Raw genomic sequence first — 14,369 nt, forward strand, 5'->3', positions numbered from 1 at the left:
GAAGCGGCAGAATCCCCATGAATGAGAATTCGCAAATTGACGGGCGGAGCAAGCTCCCGGTTACGGTGCTGTCCGGTTTTCTTGGCGCCGGGAAGACGACGCTGCTCAACTACATACTCGCCAACCGGGAAAACCGCAAGGTGGCGGTCATCGTCAACGACATGAGCGAGGTCAACGTCGACGCTGCCCTGATCCGTAGCGAAGTCCAGCTCAACCGGGCAGAGGAAAAACTGGTTGAGATGAGCAATGGCTGCATTTGCTGCACCCTGCGCGAAGATCTGTTGATCGAAGTGGGGCGCATGGCGCGTGAGGGGCGTTTCGATTACCTGGTTATAGAGTCCACCGGCATCGCCGAACCTCTGCCCGTCGCGGAAACCTTCACTTTCCGCGATGAAGACGGCGCCAGCCTGTCCGACGTTGCCCGTCTGGACACTCTGGTGACAGTGGTGGATGCCGTCAACTTCATGCCCAACTATATGGAAGCTCTCAGCTTGAAGGAGAGCGGCGAGTCCCTGGGCGAGGACGACGAGCGCAACGTCGCCGATCTCCTCGTCGACCAGATCGAGTTCAGCAATGTGATTCTGATCAGCAAGACCGATCTCATCGGGCGCGACGAACTGGCCAACCTCACAGGAATCCTGCACAGCCTCAATCCCACAGCCGAGATTCTGCCCATGGTGATGGGGCAGGTGGCGCTGGACAAGGTCTTGAATACCCGCCGGTTCGATTTTGCGCAAGCCGAAATGGCGCCCGGCTGGCTCAAGGAACTGCGGGGCGAGCACACACCGGAGACCGAGGAGTATGGGATTGCCAGCTTCGTTTACCAGGCCCGCCGTCCATTTCACCCTCAGCGCTTTTTCGATTATCTGTACGGCGAGAACTGGAGCAGCGGTATTTTCCTCCGCTCCAAGGGATTCTTTTGGCTCGCTTCGCGTCCTGAGTGGGCGGGCTCCTGGTCGCAGGCCGGCGGCATCATGCACCACGGTTGTGCCGGGCGCTGGTGGGCCGCGGTACCGCGCCGCGACTGGCCGGAAGGACTGGAATCGCATATCGCCGAGGACTGGCTGGAGCCCTACGGCGACTGCCGGCAGGAACTGGTCTTCATCGGGCAGAACGTGGATTCAGGCCAGGTCTGTAGCAGCCTTGACGCCTGCCTGCTGACGGATGAAGAACTGGCCGGAGGTCTTGGACGTTGGCGCAGCTATCCCGATCCTTTTCCCTCCTGGCTGCCGGGGGATGCGGCATGACGGCGCTTGCCTCCTTGTCCTATACCGCGGACGGTCCACACGCTGTGCTTTCGGACGATTTCGCTGATCTGGCGTGCATCTACCAGCCGGACGTCAATCTCTGCCTGATCCGGCGCGAGCCCGAGCCGGCGATCGAGCGCTTCGTGGGCGAACTGCTGAAGCGCGGGGACGCAATCGAATCGTCGCAGGCGTTGTCCTTCGAGCATTTCGATTTTTCCTCGCTGCTGCCCCGGTACCGGGAGCTGGAGGGCCACGATTCATGGTGGCGGGACGTCGCCCGGCTCACCGCGGCCTTCTGCGACCTGTTCGAAACCGGCTCGGTTGGGCTGCGTCTGCGCACGCTGAACCAGGCCATGTGTCCGCGCTTCCATGTTGATTTCGTACCCTGCCGGCTGGTGTGCACCTACGGTGGGTTGGGGACCGAGTGGCTGGCGGACGACGAGGTCGACCGCAGCAAGCTGGGGCTGGCCGGTTCGAAAGGCTTGGCCGACGAGGATTCCGGGCTGATTCTCGGCGGCGTGCGCGCCATGCCCGCCCATGCCGTCGCCCTGATGAAGGGCGCCACCTGGGCGGGGAGGGACTATCCCGGCGTCGTGCATCGCTCCCCCAGGCCAACGTCCGAACATCCGCGCCGTCTGCTGTTGACCCTGGACCTAGTCCTATAGCAGGAGGGTTGCAGCGTGCTGATCAAGCTTGCAGGCGCGTCCGTCTACGACCCGGTGCAGGGTTGGGCGGGGGAGATCCGCGATCTGTACCTCCGGGATGGGTGCGTCGCCGCCGACCCGGGGCCCGATGCCACAGTCGATGAGGTGCACGACCTTTCGGGCCATATCCTCATGGCCGGAGCGATCGACATCCACAGCCATATTGCCGGCGGCAATGTGAACACGGCGAGGGTGCTTCTGCCGGAGCAGCATCGGAACTCGATGGCGCGGTGGCTGAACCCTCCGGAGCTCACGCCGTCCATGGGATTCGTCCCTTCGGGGCTTGCTTTGCGGTCCCAGTTGGCTCCCGCCGGATTTGTCAGTACGGCCAAATGGTCGAGCGCCGACATCGGCCACCGTTACGCCCGGATGGGGTATACCACCGTGGTCGAGCCGGCGGTGCTGCCGGCCAACGCCCTGGACGCCCATCTGCAGATGGCCGACATTCCCATCGTCGACACGGCGGGCCTGGCCATCCTGGGCAGCGACGATTTTCTGCTGGGATTGCTGCGCGACAAGGCCAGCCAGGCGCAGGTCAACGACTACGTGGCATGGACGCTGCGTGCCACCCGCTGCCTGGGACTCAAGGTGATCAATGCCGGCGGGGCCGCGGCCTTCAAATGGAACGTGCGCCAGTTCGATCTGGACGATGTGGTGCCGTATTACGGTGTCAGCTCCCGCCAAATCCTGCAAACGCTGCAGCGGGCCGTGTGCGAGCTGGGCATCCCGCATCCCGTGCACGTCCACTGCAACAATCTGGGTGTGCCGGGCAACGTGGAAACCGCTGTCGCTACCATGGAGGCTGCGCAGGGCTTGCCCATGCATCTGGCGCACGTCCAGTTCTACGGTTACGGCAAGGAGGGCGCCAAGGGTTTTTCCTCGGGCGCGGCGCGTCTGATGGAGGCTTTCCACCGCCACCCCAACATCACCATGGATGTGGGTCAGGTGCTGTTCGGGCAGACGGTGACCGTTTCTGGCGACGTGATCGCGCAGTACAGCCGCCGCGGCGACGCCAGCCCCAGCAAATGGGTGGTGTGGGAGGCCGAGTGCGACGGCGCCGGCGGGGTGGTGCCTTACCGGTACCGGGAGCGGAGTTTCGTCAACACCCTGCAGTGGGCCGTCGGTCTCGAGATTTTCCTGCTGGCGGAAGACCCCTGGCGGCTGTTTTTCACCACCGATCATCCTAACGGCGCGCCTTTCACCGCCTATCCGGAACTGATCCGCTTGCTGATGGACGCCGACTACCGTGCATCAGTCATGGCCCGGCTCGATCAGGAGGCGCTGGCCTTGACGCTTTTGCCGCACCTGCGCCGGGAGTTTTCCCTCCATGACGTTGCGGTCATGACACGGGCGGCGGCGGCGCGTCTTCTGGGTTTGGAAGACCGTGGCCACCTGTGTTCCGGCGCCATTGCCGATGTCGCGGTCTACCGGCCCCAGGCGGACAAGCGGGCGATGTTCGCCGATGCGGCGTGGGTATGGAAAGGTGGAAGACTCGTGGTTCGCGAGGGCGCCGTGGTCGATCGCCCAGCGGGTTCGGCGCTGACTATCGAGCCTTGCTACGACAGGCGCATCGAGCGCGACGTCAAAGCCTATTTCGATCGCTTCTACAGCCTGTCGCTGGACCATTTCACCGTGGGCGGCGTGGCTTTCGAACGCGAAGATGCCGAGCGTTTCCGCTCGATTCGGGCGGCATGAGAACTCCTGACGCACGGCGGGGCCCCCGTGGATTTCAAAACGATCGAGGACGAGGCATGGAGGAGGAAGGCTTGGCCATCGACGACGTGCAAGGCCGAGCGGACCTGCGCCGCATAGACATCGACAGGGTCGGGATCAAGGGCATTCGCCATCCGGTGAGGGTCCGGGATCGAAGTCCGGGCGAACAGCACACTGTCGCCCGTTTCGACATGGCGGTGAGTCTGCCGCACCATTTCAAGGGGACCCACATGTCGCGCTTCGTGGAGATCATTAATGGCCACGACCGCGAGATCGACATCGACTCCTTCGAGGCGATGCTGGCGGAAATGGTGGAGCGCCTGAACGCCGAGGCGGGTCACATCGAAATGCGTTTTCCCTATTTTCTGGAAAAACGGGCGCCGGTGACAGGCGTCAGGAGTCTCATGGATTACGAGGTCGCCCTGATTGGCGAAGTTTCCGGCGCCGCAACGACGACATGGCTTAGTGTGACCGTGCCGGTCACCAGCCTGTGCCCTTGTTCCAAGGCAATTTCCGAACGCGGCGCCCACAACCAGCGCTCTCATGTCACGGCCGCCGTGCGCATGCGTGATTTCGTGTGGATCGAAGAGCTGATCGAGTGGGTGGAGGCAGAGGCTTCTTCGCCGATTTACGATCTCCTGAAACGTCCCGACGAAAAGTACGTCACCGAATACGCCTATGACCATCCCCGCTTCGTCGAGGATCTGGTACGCGGTGTGGCCGCCCGTTTGGACGCCGAACCGCGTGTCGCGGCATACGCGGTCGAGGTGGAGAATTTCGAGTCCATCCACAATCATTCGGCCTCCGCGCTGATCGAGCGTGACAAGGGGATGGCGGCCGCTTGAGGCCCTCCCTCCGCCGCTGACGGCCTCGAATTCACTGGTACGGGAACCGACGCGATCGAATAGAATGGCGGGCCAAAAATCGCCCGGACCGTTCCATGAACCGATTGCATGCTTCGCTCGCCCTGGATCGCCCCCTGATCATGGGCATCCTCAACGTCACCCCCGACAGTTTCTCCGACGGCGGCCTGTACGACGACGTCGAGCAGGCCGTCCGCCGCGGCGTCTTCATGGCGGGAGAGGGCGCCGACGTGATCGACGTGGGCGGGGAGTCGACCCGGCCGGGGGCGGAACCGGTCCAGGCCGCGGTCCAGATCGCACGTGTGGTTCCGGTCATCGAGCGCCTGCGGGTGCTGCTGCCCGAGCGGGTGGCGATCAGCATCGATACCACCCAAGCGGAAGTGGCGCGCTCGGCCCTGGCCGCCGGTGCGGACCTGATCAATGACGTTTCGGCCGGTCGGGACGATCCGGCCATGTTGTCGCTCGCGGCGGCGGATGGAGTGCCGATCGTGCTGATGCACATGCAGGGTAGCCCTAAGACCATGCAGGAGCGGCCGCATTACGACGACGTCGTGGGCGAAGTGTTGGAATTCTTGCTGGAGCGGTCGGAGGCGGCCGGGCGCGCCGGCGTCCCGCGCGAATCCATCCTGTTCGATCCCGGCATCGGCTTCGGCAAGCGCCGGGACGACAATCTGAAGCTGATGGCCCATCTGGACCGCTTCGTCGCAATGGGTTACCCGGTGTTGTTGGGCACCAGCCGGAAGCGCTTCATGGGAGCGGTCTGCGGCGAAACCGAGCCGGCGGCCCTGGTGCCGGCGACGGTGGCGACCACCGCGCTGGGCGTTTCAGCGGGGGTGCGGCTGTTTCGGGTTCACGACGTGAAGGAAAACCGGCAGGCGGCGGATGTCGCGGCCGCGATCCGCCGCGCGCGGTAGGGCTTCAGGCAGCCTGTACCGGAATGGCGTGGCTGGTCCGGGTGATTTCGTTGTTTTCGTTGACGTAGACCAGATTCGGCCGGTAAACGGCCAGCTCGGCCTGGTTCAAGCCGACATAGGCGCAGATGATGACGATGTCGCCCACGGCGGCGAGGCGGGCGGCGGCGCCGTTGACCGAGACGGTGCCGGAGCCGTCGGCGGCGCGGATGGCGTAGGTGGTGAAGCGTTCGCCGTTGTTGACATTGTAGATCTGGATTTGCTCGTATTCGCGAATGCCGGCACAGTCGAGCAGGGCGCCGTCGATGGCGCAGGAGCCTTCGTATTCGAGCTCCGAATGGGTCACACGCGCTCGGTGCAACTTGGCTTTCAACATCGTGGTTTGCATTGAGCGTACCTGTCAGGTCTGATCAGGGCGTGGGATTATGCCGGATGGGCAGGAGCGTAGCAATCCGGCGACTGTGGCGAATCGGAAACAATCCATTTCATCAACGGGTTGTGTCGAGAGAAATCAGGATGTTGTCGATCAATCGTGCCCTGCCCAGATGCGCCGCCGCCAGGATCACGAGCGCGTCGTCCTCTGCCGAAGGCGCGGCAAGGTCCCGCTGTCGCCGGATGCTGACATAGTCGACCGTGAAGCCGCCGGCTTCGAGCGCCTCGGTGGCTTTCCGCTCGATGCGAGGGTAATCCCGCTCGCCCTCGCGCACGGCTTCGGCGGCCCGGCTCAGCGTGTGGAAGATGAGGGAAGCGTGTTCCTTTTCCTCCGGGCTGAGATAAGCGTTGCGGGAACTCATGGCCAAGCCGCTGGGCTCGCGCACCGTCGGGACGCCCATGATCGTCACGGCCATGTCGAGGTCGCGCACCATCTTGCGGATGACGGTCAGTTGTTGAAAGTCCTTTTGGCCGAACAAGGCGAGGTCCGGCCGGACCCGGTTCAACAGCTTGCAGACCACGGTTGCGACGCCGCGGAAATGGCCGGGCCGGAATTTTCCGCAGAGCTGTTCCGACAGCCCGGGCACTTCGACGAAGGTCGCCGGCTGGCCGTCGTCGGGGTAGACGTCGGCTGCGTCGGGCAGATACAGCAGGTCGGCCTGATGATCGCGGAGCCGCTCGACGTCCAACTCGGGTGTGCGGGGATAGGCGGCCAGATCTTCGCCGGGCCCGAACTGGGTCGGGTTGACGAAGATGCTGACGACCACCCGTGCGGCCCGCATCTTCGCCGTGTCGACCAGGTGCAGGTGGCCGGCGTGCAGGTTGCCCATGGTGGGCACGAAGGCGATGCTGCCGCCCGCCGCCCGCCATTGCGCCAGGGCGGCTTCGAGTTCCGTTTTCCTGCGGACGATTCTCATGGACCGTTGCGGCCGAAGCTGTGTACGTCGCTCGGGAAGATGCCGGCCTTGACCTCGCGCACATAGGCCGAGAGCGCCCCTCGAATCCCCGCATTGCCGGCGAGGAAGTCCTTGGAGAAACGCAGGTGCTGCGCGCTCATGCCCAACATGTCCTGCCAGACCAAGACCTGGCCATCGCAATGACGGCCGGCGCCGATGCCGATGGTGGGTATGTCGACGGCGGCGGTGATTTCCTGGGCCAGTTCCCAGGGGATGCATTCGAGCACCAGGAGCACTGCGCCGGCGTCGGCCAGCAGGCAGGCGTCTTCGATCATGCGGTTTGCCGATTCGGCATCGCGGCCCTGGACGGCGTAACGGCCCAAGCGGTGGATCGCTTGCGGCTGCAGACCCAGATGGCCGCATACCGGGACGTTCTGCTCCGTCAGGAACCTGACGATGCCGAGCCGCTCCCGCCCGCCTTCCAGCTTGACCGTCTGTGCGCCGCCTTCGCGGATCAGACGGGCGGCGCTATGGGCCGCCTGTTCCGGGGTGCAGTAGCTCAGGAAGGGGAGGTCGGCCAGAATCAGGGCGCGCCGCGCCGCGCGCTGCACGCAGGCAGTGTGGTACACCATGTGGTCGAGCGTGACGTTCAGGGTGGTGGGCTGGCCCTGGATGACGTTGCCGACAGAATCGCCGACCAGGATGACCTCGATCCCGGCCTCGTCCTGCAAGGCCGCGGTGGAGGCGTCGTAGGCCGTGAGGGAGGCGATCTTTTCTCCCCGCCGCTTCATGGCGAGCAGGCCGGGCAGGGTCACCGGATCAGTCATGAGCGATGACCGTAAGGCCTTTGCGGGGGCAGTTCCGGACCAGCTCCCGCAAGGGACCATGGTTGGGAACGTGGAGGTCGGGAGCGATTTCCGCCAGCGGATGCAGCACGAATTCCCGTTCGGCGATGCCGGGATGTGGAATCGTCAGGGTCTCCGTGTCGAGCACGAGGTCGTCGTAGAGGAGCAGGTCGAGGTCGAGCGTCCTCGGTCCCCAGCGCTCGCCGGTACGGACGCGACCGTGGTCCTGTTCGATCCGCTGGAGCGCCTGGAGCAGATCCTGCGGCACCAGCGTCGTGGCGACGGCCATGACGGCATTGACGTAGTCCGGCTGGCCGCTCGGCCCCATCGGGGCACTGCGGTAAAGACTGGAAAAGGCGAGTTCCCGCACGCCGGGCACGGCTCCGATCGCCCGCCGGGCGGTCTGCACGGTTTCGGCCGCGTCGCCGAGATTGCCGCCTAGACCGATGTAGGCCTTGCTTTCGCCGCTCATTCCCGGAAAGGGTCAGGCCGCCGCTACCGGCGCACGCCGGCGCCGTTTCCGGGGTCTGGATTTCCCGCTGGGCTTGCGGCCGGTGCGGGTCATGGCCTTCTGCTCGGCCTCGTCGGCGGATTGGAAGCGGGTCCACCATTCCGCCAGCTCGGGTTCGGCTTCGCCGGTTTCGGCGCGCAGCACCAGGAAGTCGTAGGCGGCGCGGAAACGCGGATGGCTCAAGAGCCGGAAAGGGCGCCCGCCTTGGGTCTTGTCGAAGCGGGACTGGAGCAGCCAGATTTCCCGCATCGGAATTCCAATCGTCTTGGGAAAGGCCGTGTGGCGGGCTTGCCGGGAGATGACTTCGGACGCCGCCTCCTGATAGGCCAGGATGGCGTTTTCTCCCTCGGCGATCCGGGCTTCGGCCCGGCTGCGCACCGGCTCCCATAGCAATGCCGAGAAAAGAAAGTAGGGCGCGACCGCCTTGTCTTCCTGCACGCGCTGGTCGGTACGCTCCAAAGCCTTGGCTACGAAAGTCACCGGGAACCCACCGCTTTCGCGGGCCAGGCAGCTTTCCGTTTCCGGGAACAGCGAACCGAACAGCCGGAAATGGCGAAGCTGCTCGAAGGTTTGCACCGCGTATCCGGCCAGGAACAATTTGACGATTTCGTCGTAAAGCCGGGCCGCCGGAATGTCGCGCAGCAGCTCCGCCAGCCGGTGAATCGGCTCGGCGCAGCTCGGATGCAGGGTGAAGCCGAGCTTCACCGCAAACCGGATCGCCCGCAGCATCCGCACCGGATCCTCGCGGTAGCGCTGTTCGGGATCACCGATCAGCCGCAGCGATGCATTGCGGTGGTCGTCCATGCCTCCGACGTAATCGATCACCGAGAAGTCGCTGATGTTGTAATACAGCGCATTGACCGTGAAGTCGCGCCGGAAGGCGTCTTCTTCGATGGTGCCGTAGACGTTGTCGCGCAGAATGCGTCCGCCTTCGGTAACATGGTCGTCGTGTGGCTCGCGGGTCAGGGCGCGGAAGGTGGCGACCTCGATGATCTCCTCGCCGAAGTGCACATGGGCGAGGCGGAAGCGGCGCCCGATCAGCCGGCAGTTCCGGAAAACGGCCTTGATTTCCTCCGGGTGGGCATCGGTGACCACGTCGAAATCCTTCGGCTCCCGCCCCAGCAGCAGATCGCGTACGCAGCCGCCGACCAGATAGGCCTGATAGCCCGCTTTACGCAGGCGATAGAGCACCTTCAGCGCATTGTCGCTGATCAGCGTGCGCGAGATCGAGTGTTCGGAACGGGAATAAATCCGCGGGCCGGAAGCAACGGGAACCGGGGCTGCCGTGGCGGCGGGGCGTAGCGCACCGATCAACCGTTTGATTAAGGCGAAGAGTTCCAGAGGATTTGTTGGTTGTTTGGTTATAGGAAGTTGTATATGAATCATAACTCAGGTGAAAGACGGGCTCAATCGAGCGCCCCTTGCGGTTTTGGCGCCACTCGTCGAAATCCGGAACCCGATGTCTAAAGACGAAATTTATAGGCAGTCGCAGTCGTTCCTCGACGACTTCGGCTTTGGCGAGAACGTAGCGACCGTGTTCGACGACATGTTGGAGCGTTCGGTGCCCTTCTATGCCGAACTGCAGCGCATGATCGCCGAAATGGCCGGCGACTTCGCCGCGCCGGACACCCGCGTCTACGATTTCGGCTGCTCCACGGGTACCACCTTGATCGGCCTGGACCAGGCGATCGGGCGGCGCGGGCTTACTCTCGTCGGTGTCGACAACTCGGAAGAGATGCTGGCCAAATGCCGCGCCAAGATGGCCGGGCGCGTTTTCGCCAACGCCGTCGAACTGATCCATGCCGATCTGAACCAGGGGATCGCCATGGAGAAGGCATCGCTTGCCCTGATGATACTTACCTTGCAGTTCGTCCGCCCGCTCTACCGCGATCGGATGGTCAAGGCCATACACGAAGGGTTGGAGGAAAACGGCGCGCTGTTTCTGGTGGAGAAAGTGCTGGGCGAAAGCTCCCTTTTCAATCGTTCATTCATCAAGTACTACTACGAATTCAAGAAGCGCAACGGCTATACCGAGCTGGAGATCGCCCAGAAGCGCGAGGCCCTGGAAAACGTCCTGGTACCGTACAAACTGGCGGAAAACCTCGAGATGCTCAAGTTGGCCGGCTTCCGCTACGTCGACGTGTTCTTCAAGTGGTACAACTTCGTCGGCATCGTGGCCGTCAAGTGAGGGCATATGGCGATGCACGCGGTTTTGTAGTATTCTTCGCCCTCCTCAAGACGGTTGAGCGGCATCCGGATGCCTCCGGGGCTGCCAACTCTGCAAATTAGTCCCCATCGTCTAGAGGCCCAGGACACCGCCCTCTCACGGCGGCGACGGGGGTTCGAATCCCCCTGGGGACGCCATAAAATCAATCGCTTACGATTCAAGGCGGCGACCGTACGGAAAAAATACGGAAACACGTCTACGGCAGAATGCGGAAAATGGCGGACGAATAGCCCTGTTTTTCGTCTCTACGCTGCCGATATCCGCTCTCACAGTCTGGCCAGCTTAGACTGATCCTTGCACATCTGGAGCCAATTGGCGTGGCGGCTATGGTGCTGTGGGCTCGAGGTTTGCAATGAACCCCCGGTGCATTTGCCGGGGGTTACTGTTCGTCCATGTCGGTATGAGATCCTTTTGACCTGGGGCTAGTTACTTAACTTCACCATCATCAGCCCGCTTAACCGCGCAGATGAGATTTGCTACCGGTACTGCGGGTGCTTTCACTCTAAACCGGTCGCCGACCAGTGTGTAAAGAACCCCACCATTCCCTAGCTCCTCAGTTGACTCGATCCGATTCACAGGACCTTGAGTAAGAAGAGCATTGAGCGCGTGCGCGCAATCTGTCGTTCCGACCTCAATTTCAGCCGGAGCGTTAAAACCTGCGACGCTAAGGTGAGCCACCAACAACGATATTGCGCCTAACATAAAGTCCCCCAAGTAGGTTTTTGCGGTTGTGCCGAGACGATAAGCAAAAAAGAACCGGCTATTGCATAGGGTAAGTCCGATCTTTTCCCGATCCCGGCAAGGTATAAAAGGCAGGCCATGCCGCCGCTGTTGCCCATGAATCACGTCCCTGGCCAAAGTTCGGCTTGGCGCTCCCAGTGTCCCAGGCGGAAGTTACGCAATCATGTCGCCGGGATCACAGGCATGTAAACGTGGAAAAGTGGCCACGCCAGCGGCGGGTGAGGTGCGGAAGGGACCAGCGCCGGCGTGACAGTCTCAAGTGTAGTCGGTTTCCGACGTCGTGCAACAGAATTGCCATCGATGATACTAATGATAAAAAAGTAATGTCATATATCCCCCATTTCTGTGGGATCGGGGTGAGTGGCTGGTATATGGTATTACCTTTTTAACTAATAGCGACCGCATGATTAAAAGAAATTTTTCAGGCTCCAAAAGCCGGCCCCAAGGCCGAAAAATGCTATCTATGAATAAACTGAGTCAGATTTCTAATGTGATGAATCAAACAGGAAAATTCTTCATTCCTCCAATAGTGTGCTCGACTGGAATTCTGGGAGGAAGGTGAATTCCGGATTCACTCCCAGTCTAGCGGGTTTTCGCTGGATTTACGCATGGATATATTCAAAGATGGGATACCGCCTCTCCCCGGCTGGATGTCGAGGGCGACTGACGTGCTCGCGGTTTGTGGTCGGTATCTAAATTCTATTTTTCCGCCTTATTGAATCTCCGTTTTCGGGTATCGCGCCGACCTTGCAGTTGAGCGTCAAGGGCAGTGACCGGAGCCGCACCCGCACCCGGCCGCGCCACCTGTTGATAGAATCCATGCCAGCAAAGCCTCAACAATATTCGGCGGAAAAGACTTATCAGCGTCAGTTGACGGGGTAGCGGGTCCATACGCAACGGGCATAGGCTTACGATAACGCCTAGGAAGATATCCAGCGGACGGAGAAGCGACGGAGGGCTGCGACGGTGTTGGTGGGGGCGTTACGCGCAAAGCAAATGCAACAGCAACAAGCGCAGCCACAGCAGTAGGAGTCGAGGATCGCCAAAAAAAGCCCGCAGTCGCGCGAAGCCACTGCGGGACTTGGGAAATCTCCCGCCCATCCCGGCAAGAATGCCACGCCGGCGTGAACTAGGGGGTGTCACGCCGTAGCCCGTTTTCGGTCTGGTCCGAACGTGGCAGGCTTCAGTCTGGCGGGAAAGATTTACAGGATGATGTCGCCCGTATGGCGATCAGGAGACGGTCCGGCTTGAACGGAAATTCCAGCTTCTCGAAGCCGGTAGCATCCAGACCACCCCGTACGGACCGAAACTTCGTCGTCCGGATTTTCCTTGCCGCGTTCATTGGTCACCCCTCCCGCCCGATCAAGCCAAAGTGCCGTCCCGGTAGTCTGCCAATGCCTGCTCGATCTCTTCGCGCGTGTTCATTACGAAGGGGCCGTGCTGGACGATGGGTTCTCTCAAGGGTTTCCCGGCGAGCAGGAGCAATCGCGCCCCTTGCGGTCCCGCTTCGAGGCGGACCGTTTCCCCCTTCGTGAGAAGGCCGGCGGCGCGATGCGGCAGTGTCTGGCGGTCGCCGCCGACGGTCGCCGTGCCGTCATAAAGGTAAAGGAGTCCGTTGTGGCCTGCGGGGACGGGAACCGTGAAGACGGAAGCGGCCGGAATATGCATGTCGAAATACAGCGGCTCGGTGCTCAGACCCTGGATCGGACCGGAGACGCGATGCTCGCCTGCAATCAGCGTGCCGGCGATCACACGGACCTCGCCTCCATTTTCCAGCGCCAGGGCCGGTATCTCGCGCGCCGGTATGTCGCGGTAGGCCGCCGGCTTCATTTTTTCCCGGGCCGGGAGGTTGATCCAGAGCTGGAAGCCGCGCATCCGACCTTCGGTCTGCTGCGGCATCTCGGAATGGATGATCCCGCGCCCTGCGGTCATCCACTGCACATCGCCTGGACCGAGGTCGCCGCGGTGACCGACACTGTCCTCATGGCGCATATGGCCGTCGAGCATGTAGGTGACGGTCTCGAAGCCTCGGTGCGGATGCGCGGGGAATCCGCGGATGTAATCGTCCGGATCATCCGAAAAGAATTCGTCCAGCAGGAGGAAGGGATCATGGCGCAGCGTCTGCGAGCTGCCGAGGCTGCGCCGCAGGTTCACCCCGCCGCCGTCGGAAGCGGCGATGGAAGGGATGACGCGGTCGAGAGTCCGGGTGGTCATGGGGAGTCCTCCGTCATTTGCTCGGGGTTGCCGGTACGAGGGCTGCGACGCTTGGCATCCAGGCTCCAGGGACCAGCGCCGTGGACGAACAGCAGCAGGAACCCGCCGCCGATGGCGACGTTCTTCAGAAACAGGATCCTCTGGATTTGATCCTGGAAGTCGGTGTGGAAGATCACGGCCGCCAGAAGACTGAAGACCGCCAGCGTAACCGCAGCGAGCCGCGTCCGCCAACCGATGACGACGGCGAGAGCGCCGGCCGTTTCCAGCGCGATCACGGCGGGCAGCAGCTCTCCCGGCACACCGGCGGAAGCCATGTAGCTTTGCGTTCCGGCGTAATGGCCGAGCTTGCCCAAGCCGGAAATCAGGAAGACTGCTGCCAGAAAGCTGCGGCCGAAGAATTCAGCGAATGCATTCAAGGGTTTCATCGAGGTGCTCCGCGTAGATGACTTGACGGACGATCAGGTGAGCAGGCGGTCAATCTGAGCATGGGCTTCCGCGAGGGCGGCATGCTGCCGCTCTTGGCCGAGATTCAGCCCCTCCGCGTAGATGAACCGGACGTCGCCGATACCTACGAAGTTGAAGAAATCTTCGACGTATACGGTCTGCGTGTCCTTTGCCGTACCGCGGTAGGCTCCGCCGCGCGTGGCCAGCACGTAGACCCTTTTGTCGCCCAGGAGGCCAACCGGCCCGTTCCCGGTATAGCGGAAGGTAACACCGGCCCGCGCCACATGGTCGAAATAGGCCTTGAGCGCCGATGGTACGCCGAAGTTGTACATTGGCAGTCCCAGCACGATGATGTCCGCTTGCCGCAGCTCGTCGATCAGTGCGTCCGAATAAGCGGCGTGCGCCCGTTGTTCGTCGGTACGTGCGTCGAGCGGCGTGGCGAAGGCCCGAACCCGCTCCGCCGTGAGGTGGGGCGGAGGGGCTTTCGCCAAGTCGCGTACGATTAAGCGGTCTTCCGGGTGCCGCGACCGCCAAGCCCGTACCAACCTGTGCGCCAGGCGCGACGAGTGCCCCTCTTCCGAAAACAGACTGGTGTTGATCTGCAATAGGGTGTTCATAGCG

Annotated in this window: 14 protein-coding genes and 1 tRNA gene; 7 read left to right on the forward strand and 8 right to left on the reverse strand. The window is 62.5% G+C overall.

Features of this window, described 5'->3' with window-relative positions:
* Nucleotides 1–17: 17 nt before the first annotated feature.
* The 5 genes from zigA (at nt 18) to folP (ending at nt 5,441) form a co-directional block, all read left to right on the forward strand.
* Nucleotides 18–1,247, forward strand: a complete 1,230-nt coding sequence (gene zigA, locus OOT43_RS17030; protein WP_266021850.1) for a zinc metallochaperone GTPase ZigA — start codon at nt 18–20, stop codon at nt 1,245–1,247.
* The gene (locus tag OOT43_RS17035; RefSeq protein ID WP_266021851.1) at nt 1,244–1,912 is read left to right on the forward strand and encodes a DUF1826 domain-containing protein; all 669 of its coding nucleotides are present in this window, start codon (nt 1,244–1,246) and stop codon (nt 1,910–1,912) included. The genes zigA and OOT43_RS17035 overlap by 4 nt, the downstream gene beginning before the upstream one ends.
* Nucleotides 1,913–1,927: 15 nt before the next feature.
* Nucleotides 1,928–3,646 carry a formylmethanofuran dehydrogenase subunit A gene (locus tag OOT43_RS17040; protein WP_266021852.1) on the forward strand — a complete coding sequence of 573 codons (1,719 nt, stop codon included), beginning with the start codon at nt 1,928–1,930 and terminating at the stop codon, nt 3,644–3,646.
* A gap of 56 nt (nt 3,647–3,702) precedes the next feature.
* Nucleotides 3,703–4,509: a GTP cyclohydrolase FolE2 gene (folE2, locus tag OOT43_RS17045; protein ID WP_266021853.1), complete on the forward strand. Its 807-nt coding sequence runs from the start codon at nt 3,703–3,705 to the stop codon at nt 4,507–4,509.
* A 95-nt stretch (nt 4,510–4,604) separates the two neighbouring features.
* Nucleotides 4,605–5,441 carry a dihydropteroate synthase gene (folP, locus tag OOT43_RS17050; RefSeq protein ID WP_266021854.1) on the forward strand — a complete coding sequence of 279 codons (837 nt, stop codon included), beginning with the start codon at nt 4,605–4,607 and terminating at the stop codon, nt 5,439–5,441.
* A 4-nt stretch (nt 5,442–5,445) separates the two neighbouring features.
* Here the strand turns inward: folP and panD are convergent, their stop codons facing one another.
* The 5 genes from panD to pcnB form a co-directional block, all read right to left on the reverse strand.
* Nucleotides 5,446–5,826, reverse strand: a complete 381-nt coding sequence (gene panD, locus OOT43_RS17055) for an aspartate 1-decarboxylase (RefSeq protein WP_266021855.1) — start codon at nt 5,824–5,826, stop codon at nt 5,446–5,448.
* 100 nt (nt 5,827–5,926) lie between these two features.
* Complete coding sequence (gene panC / locus OOT43_RS17060; RefSeq protein WP_266021856.1) at nt 5,927–6,787, reverse strand: pantoate--beta-alanine ligase; 861 nt, start codon at nt 6,785–6,787, stop codon at nt 5,927–5,929.
* Nucleotides 6,784–7,593 carry a 3-methyl-2-oxobutanoate hydroxymethyltransferase gene (gene panB, locus OOT43_RS17065; RefSeq protein ID WP_266021857.1) on the reverse strand — a complete coding sequence of 270 codons (810 nt, stop codon included), beginning with the start codon at nt 7,591–7,593 and terminating at the stop codon, nt 6,784–6,786. The genes panC and panB overlap by 4 nt, the downstream gene beginning before the upstream one ends.
* Nucleotides 7,586–8,083, reverse strand: a complete 498-nt coding sequence (gene folK / locus OOT43_RS17070; RefSeq protein ID WP_266021858.1) for a 2-amino-4-hydroxy-6-hydroxymethyldihydropteridine diphosphokinase — start codon at nt 8,081–8,083, stop codon at nt 7,586–7,588. Before folK ends, panB begins: the two co-directional genes overlap by 8 nt.
* Nucleotides 8,084–8,095: 12 nt before the next feature.
* Nucleotides 8,096–9,508, reverse strand: a complete 1,413-nt coding sequence (gene pcnB, locus OOT43_RS17075; protein WP_266021859.1) for a polynucleotide adenylyltransferase PcnB — start codon at nt 9,506–9,508, stop codon at nt 8,096–8,098.
* Nucleotides 9,509–9,581: 73 nt separating this feature from the next.
* Between pcnB and cmoA the strand changes: the two genes are divergently transcribed.
* Both cmoA and OOT43_RS17085 read left to right on the forward strand, forming a co-directional pair.
* A complete protein-coding gene (cmoA, locus tag OOT43_RS17080) occupies nt 9,582–10,310 on the forward strand; it encodes a carboxy-S-adenosyl-L-methionine synthase CmoA (protein ID WP_266021860.1) in 729 nt (242 codons plus the stop codon).
* A 100-nt stretch (nt 10,311–10,410) separates the two neighbouring features.
* Nucleotides 10,411–10,486 (forward strand) — tRNA-Glu (locus tag OOT43_RS17085).
* Nucleotides 10,487–12,452: 1,966 nt separating this feature from the next.
* Here the strand turns inward: OOT43_RS17085 and OOT43_RS17090 are convergent.
* Genes OOT43_RS17090 through OOT43_RS17100 form a run of 3 tightly spaced genes read right to left on the reverse strand, consistent with a single transcriptional unit; the run spans nt 12,453 to nt 14,365 of the window.
* Nucleotides 12,453–13,304, reverse strand: a complete 852-nt coding sequence (locus OOT43_RS17090; protein ID WP_266021861.1) for a pirin family protein — start codon at nt 13,302–13,304, stop codon at nt 12,453–12,455.
* Nucleotides 13,301–13,729: a DoxX family protein gene (locus tag OOT43_RS17095; RefSeq protein WP_266021862.1), complete on the reverse strand. Its 429-nt coding sequence runs from the start codon at nt 13,727–13,729 to the stop codon at nt 13,301–13,303. The genes OOT43_RS17090 and OOT43_RS17095 overlap by 4 nt, the downstream gene beginning before the upstream one ends.
* A gap of 33 nt (nt 13,730–13,762) precedes the next feature.
* A complete protein-coding gene (locus OOT43_RS17100) occupies nt 13,763–14,365 on the reverse strand; it encodes an FMN-dependent NADH-azoreductase (protein ID WP_266021863.1) in 603 nt (200 codons plus the stop codon).
* Between the last annotated feature and the right edge of the window lie 4 nt (nt 14,366–14,369).

The organism is Methylococcus mesophilus (assembly GCF_026247885.1).
Lineage (GTDB): Bacteria > Pseudomonadota > Gammaproteobacteria > Methylococcales > Methylococcaceae > Methylococcus > Methylococcus mesophilus.

Coding starts and splice junctions, on each gene's coding strand:
- zigA (WP_266021850.1), top strand. CDS start 18: ATGAATGAGAATTCGCAAATTGACGGGCGGAGCAAGCTCCCGGTTACG.
- folE2 (WP_266021853.1), top strand. CDS start 3,703: ATGGAGGAGGAAGGCTTGGCCATCGACGACGTGCAAGGCCGAGCGGAC.
- panC (WP_266021856.1), bottom strand. CDS start 6,787: ATGAGAATCGTCCGCAGGAAAACGGAACTCGAAGCCGCCCTGGCGCAA.
- OOT43_RS17035 (WP_266021851.1), top strand. CDS start 1,244: ATGACGGCGCTTGCCTCCTTGTCCTATACCGCGGACGGTCCACACGCT.
- cmoA (WP_266021860.1), top strand. CDS start 9,582: ATGTCTAAAGACGAAATTTATAGGCAGTCGCAGTCGTTCCTCGACGAC.
- folK (WP_266021858.1), bottom strand. CDS start 8,083: ATGAGCGGCGAAAGCAAGGCCTACATCGGTCTAGGCGGCAATCTCGGC.
- OOT43_RS17095 (WP_266021862.1), bottom strand. CDS start 13,729: ATGAAACCCTTGAATGCATTCGCTGAATTCTTCGGCCGCAGCTTTCTG.
- panB (WP_266021857.1), bottom strand. CDS start 7,593: ATGACTGATCCGGTGACCCTGCCCGGCCTGCTCGCCATGAAGCGGCGG.
- folP (WP_266021854.1), top strand. CDS start 4,605: ATGAACCGATTGCATGCTTCGCTCGCCCTGGATCGCCCCCTGATCATG.
- OOT43_RS17100 (WP_266021863.1), bottom strand. CDS start 14,365: ATGAACACCCTATTGCAGATCAACACCAGTCTGTTTTCGGAAGAGGGG.
- OOT43_RS17090 (WP_266021861.1), bottom strand. CDS start 13,304: ATGACCACCCGGACTCTCGACCGCGTCATCCCTTCCATCGCCGCTTCC.
- pcnB (WP_266021859.1), bottom strand. CDS start 9,508: ATGATTCATATACAACTTCCTATAACCAAACAACCAACAAATCCTCTG.
- panD (WP_266021855.1), bottom strand. CDS start 5,826: ATGCAAACCACGATGTTGAAAGCCAAGTTGCACCGAGCGCGTGTGACC.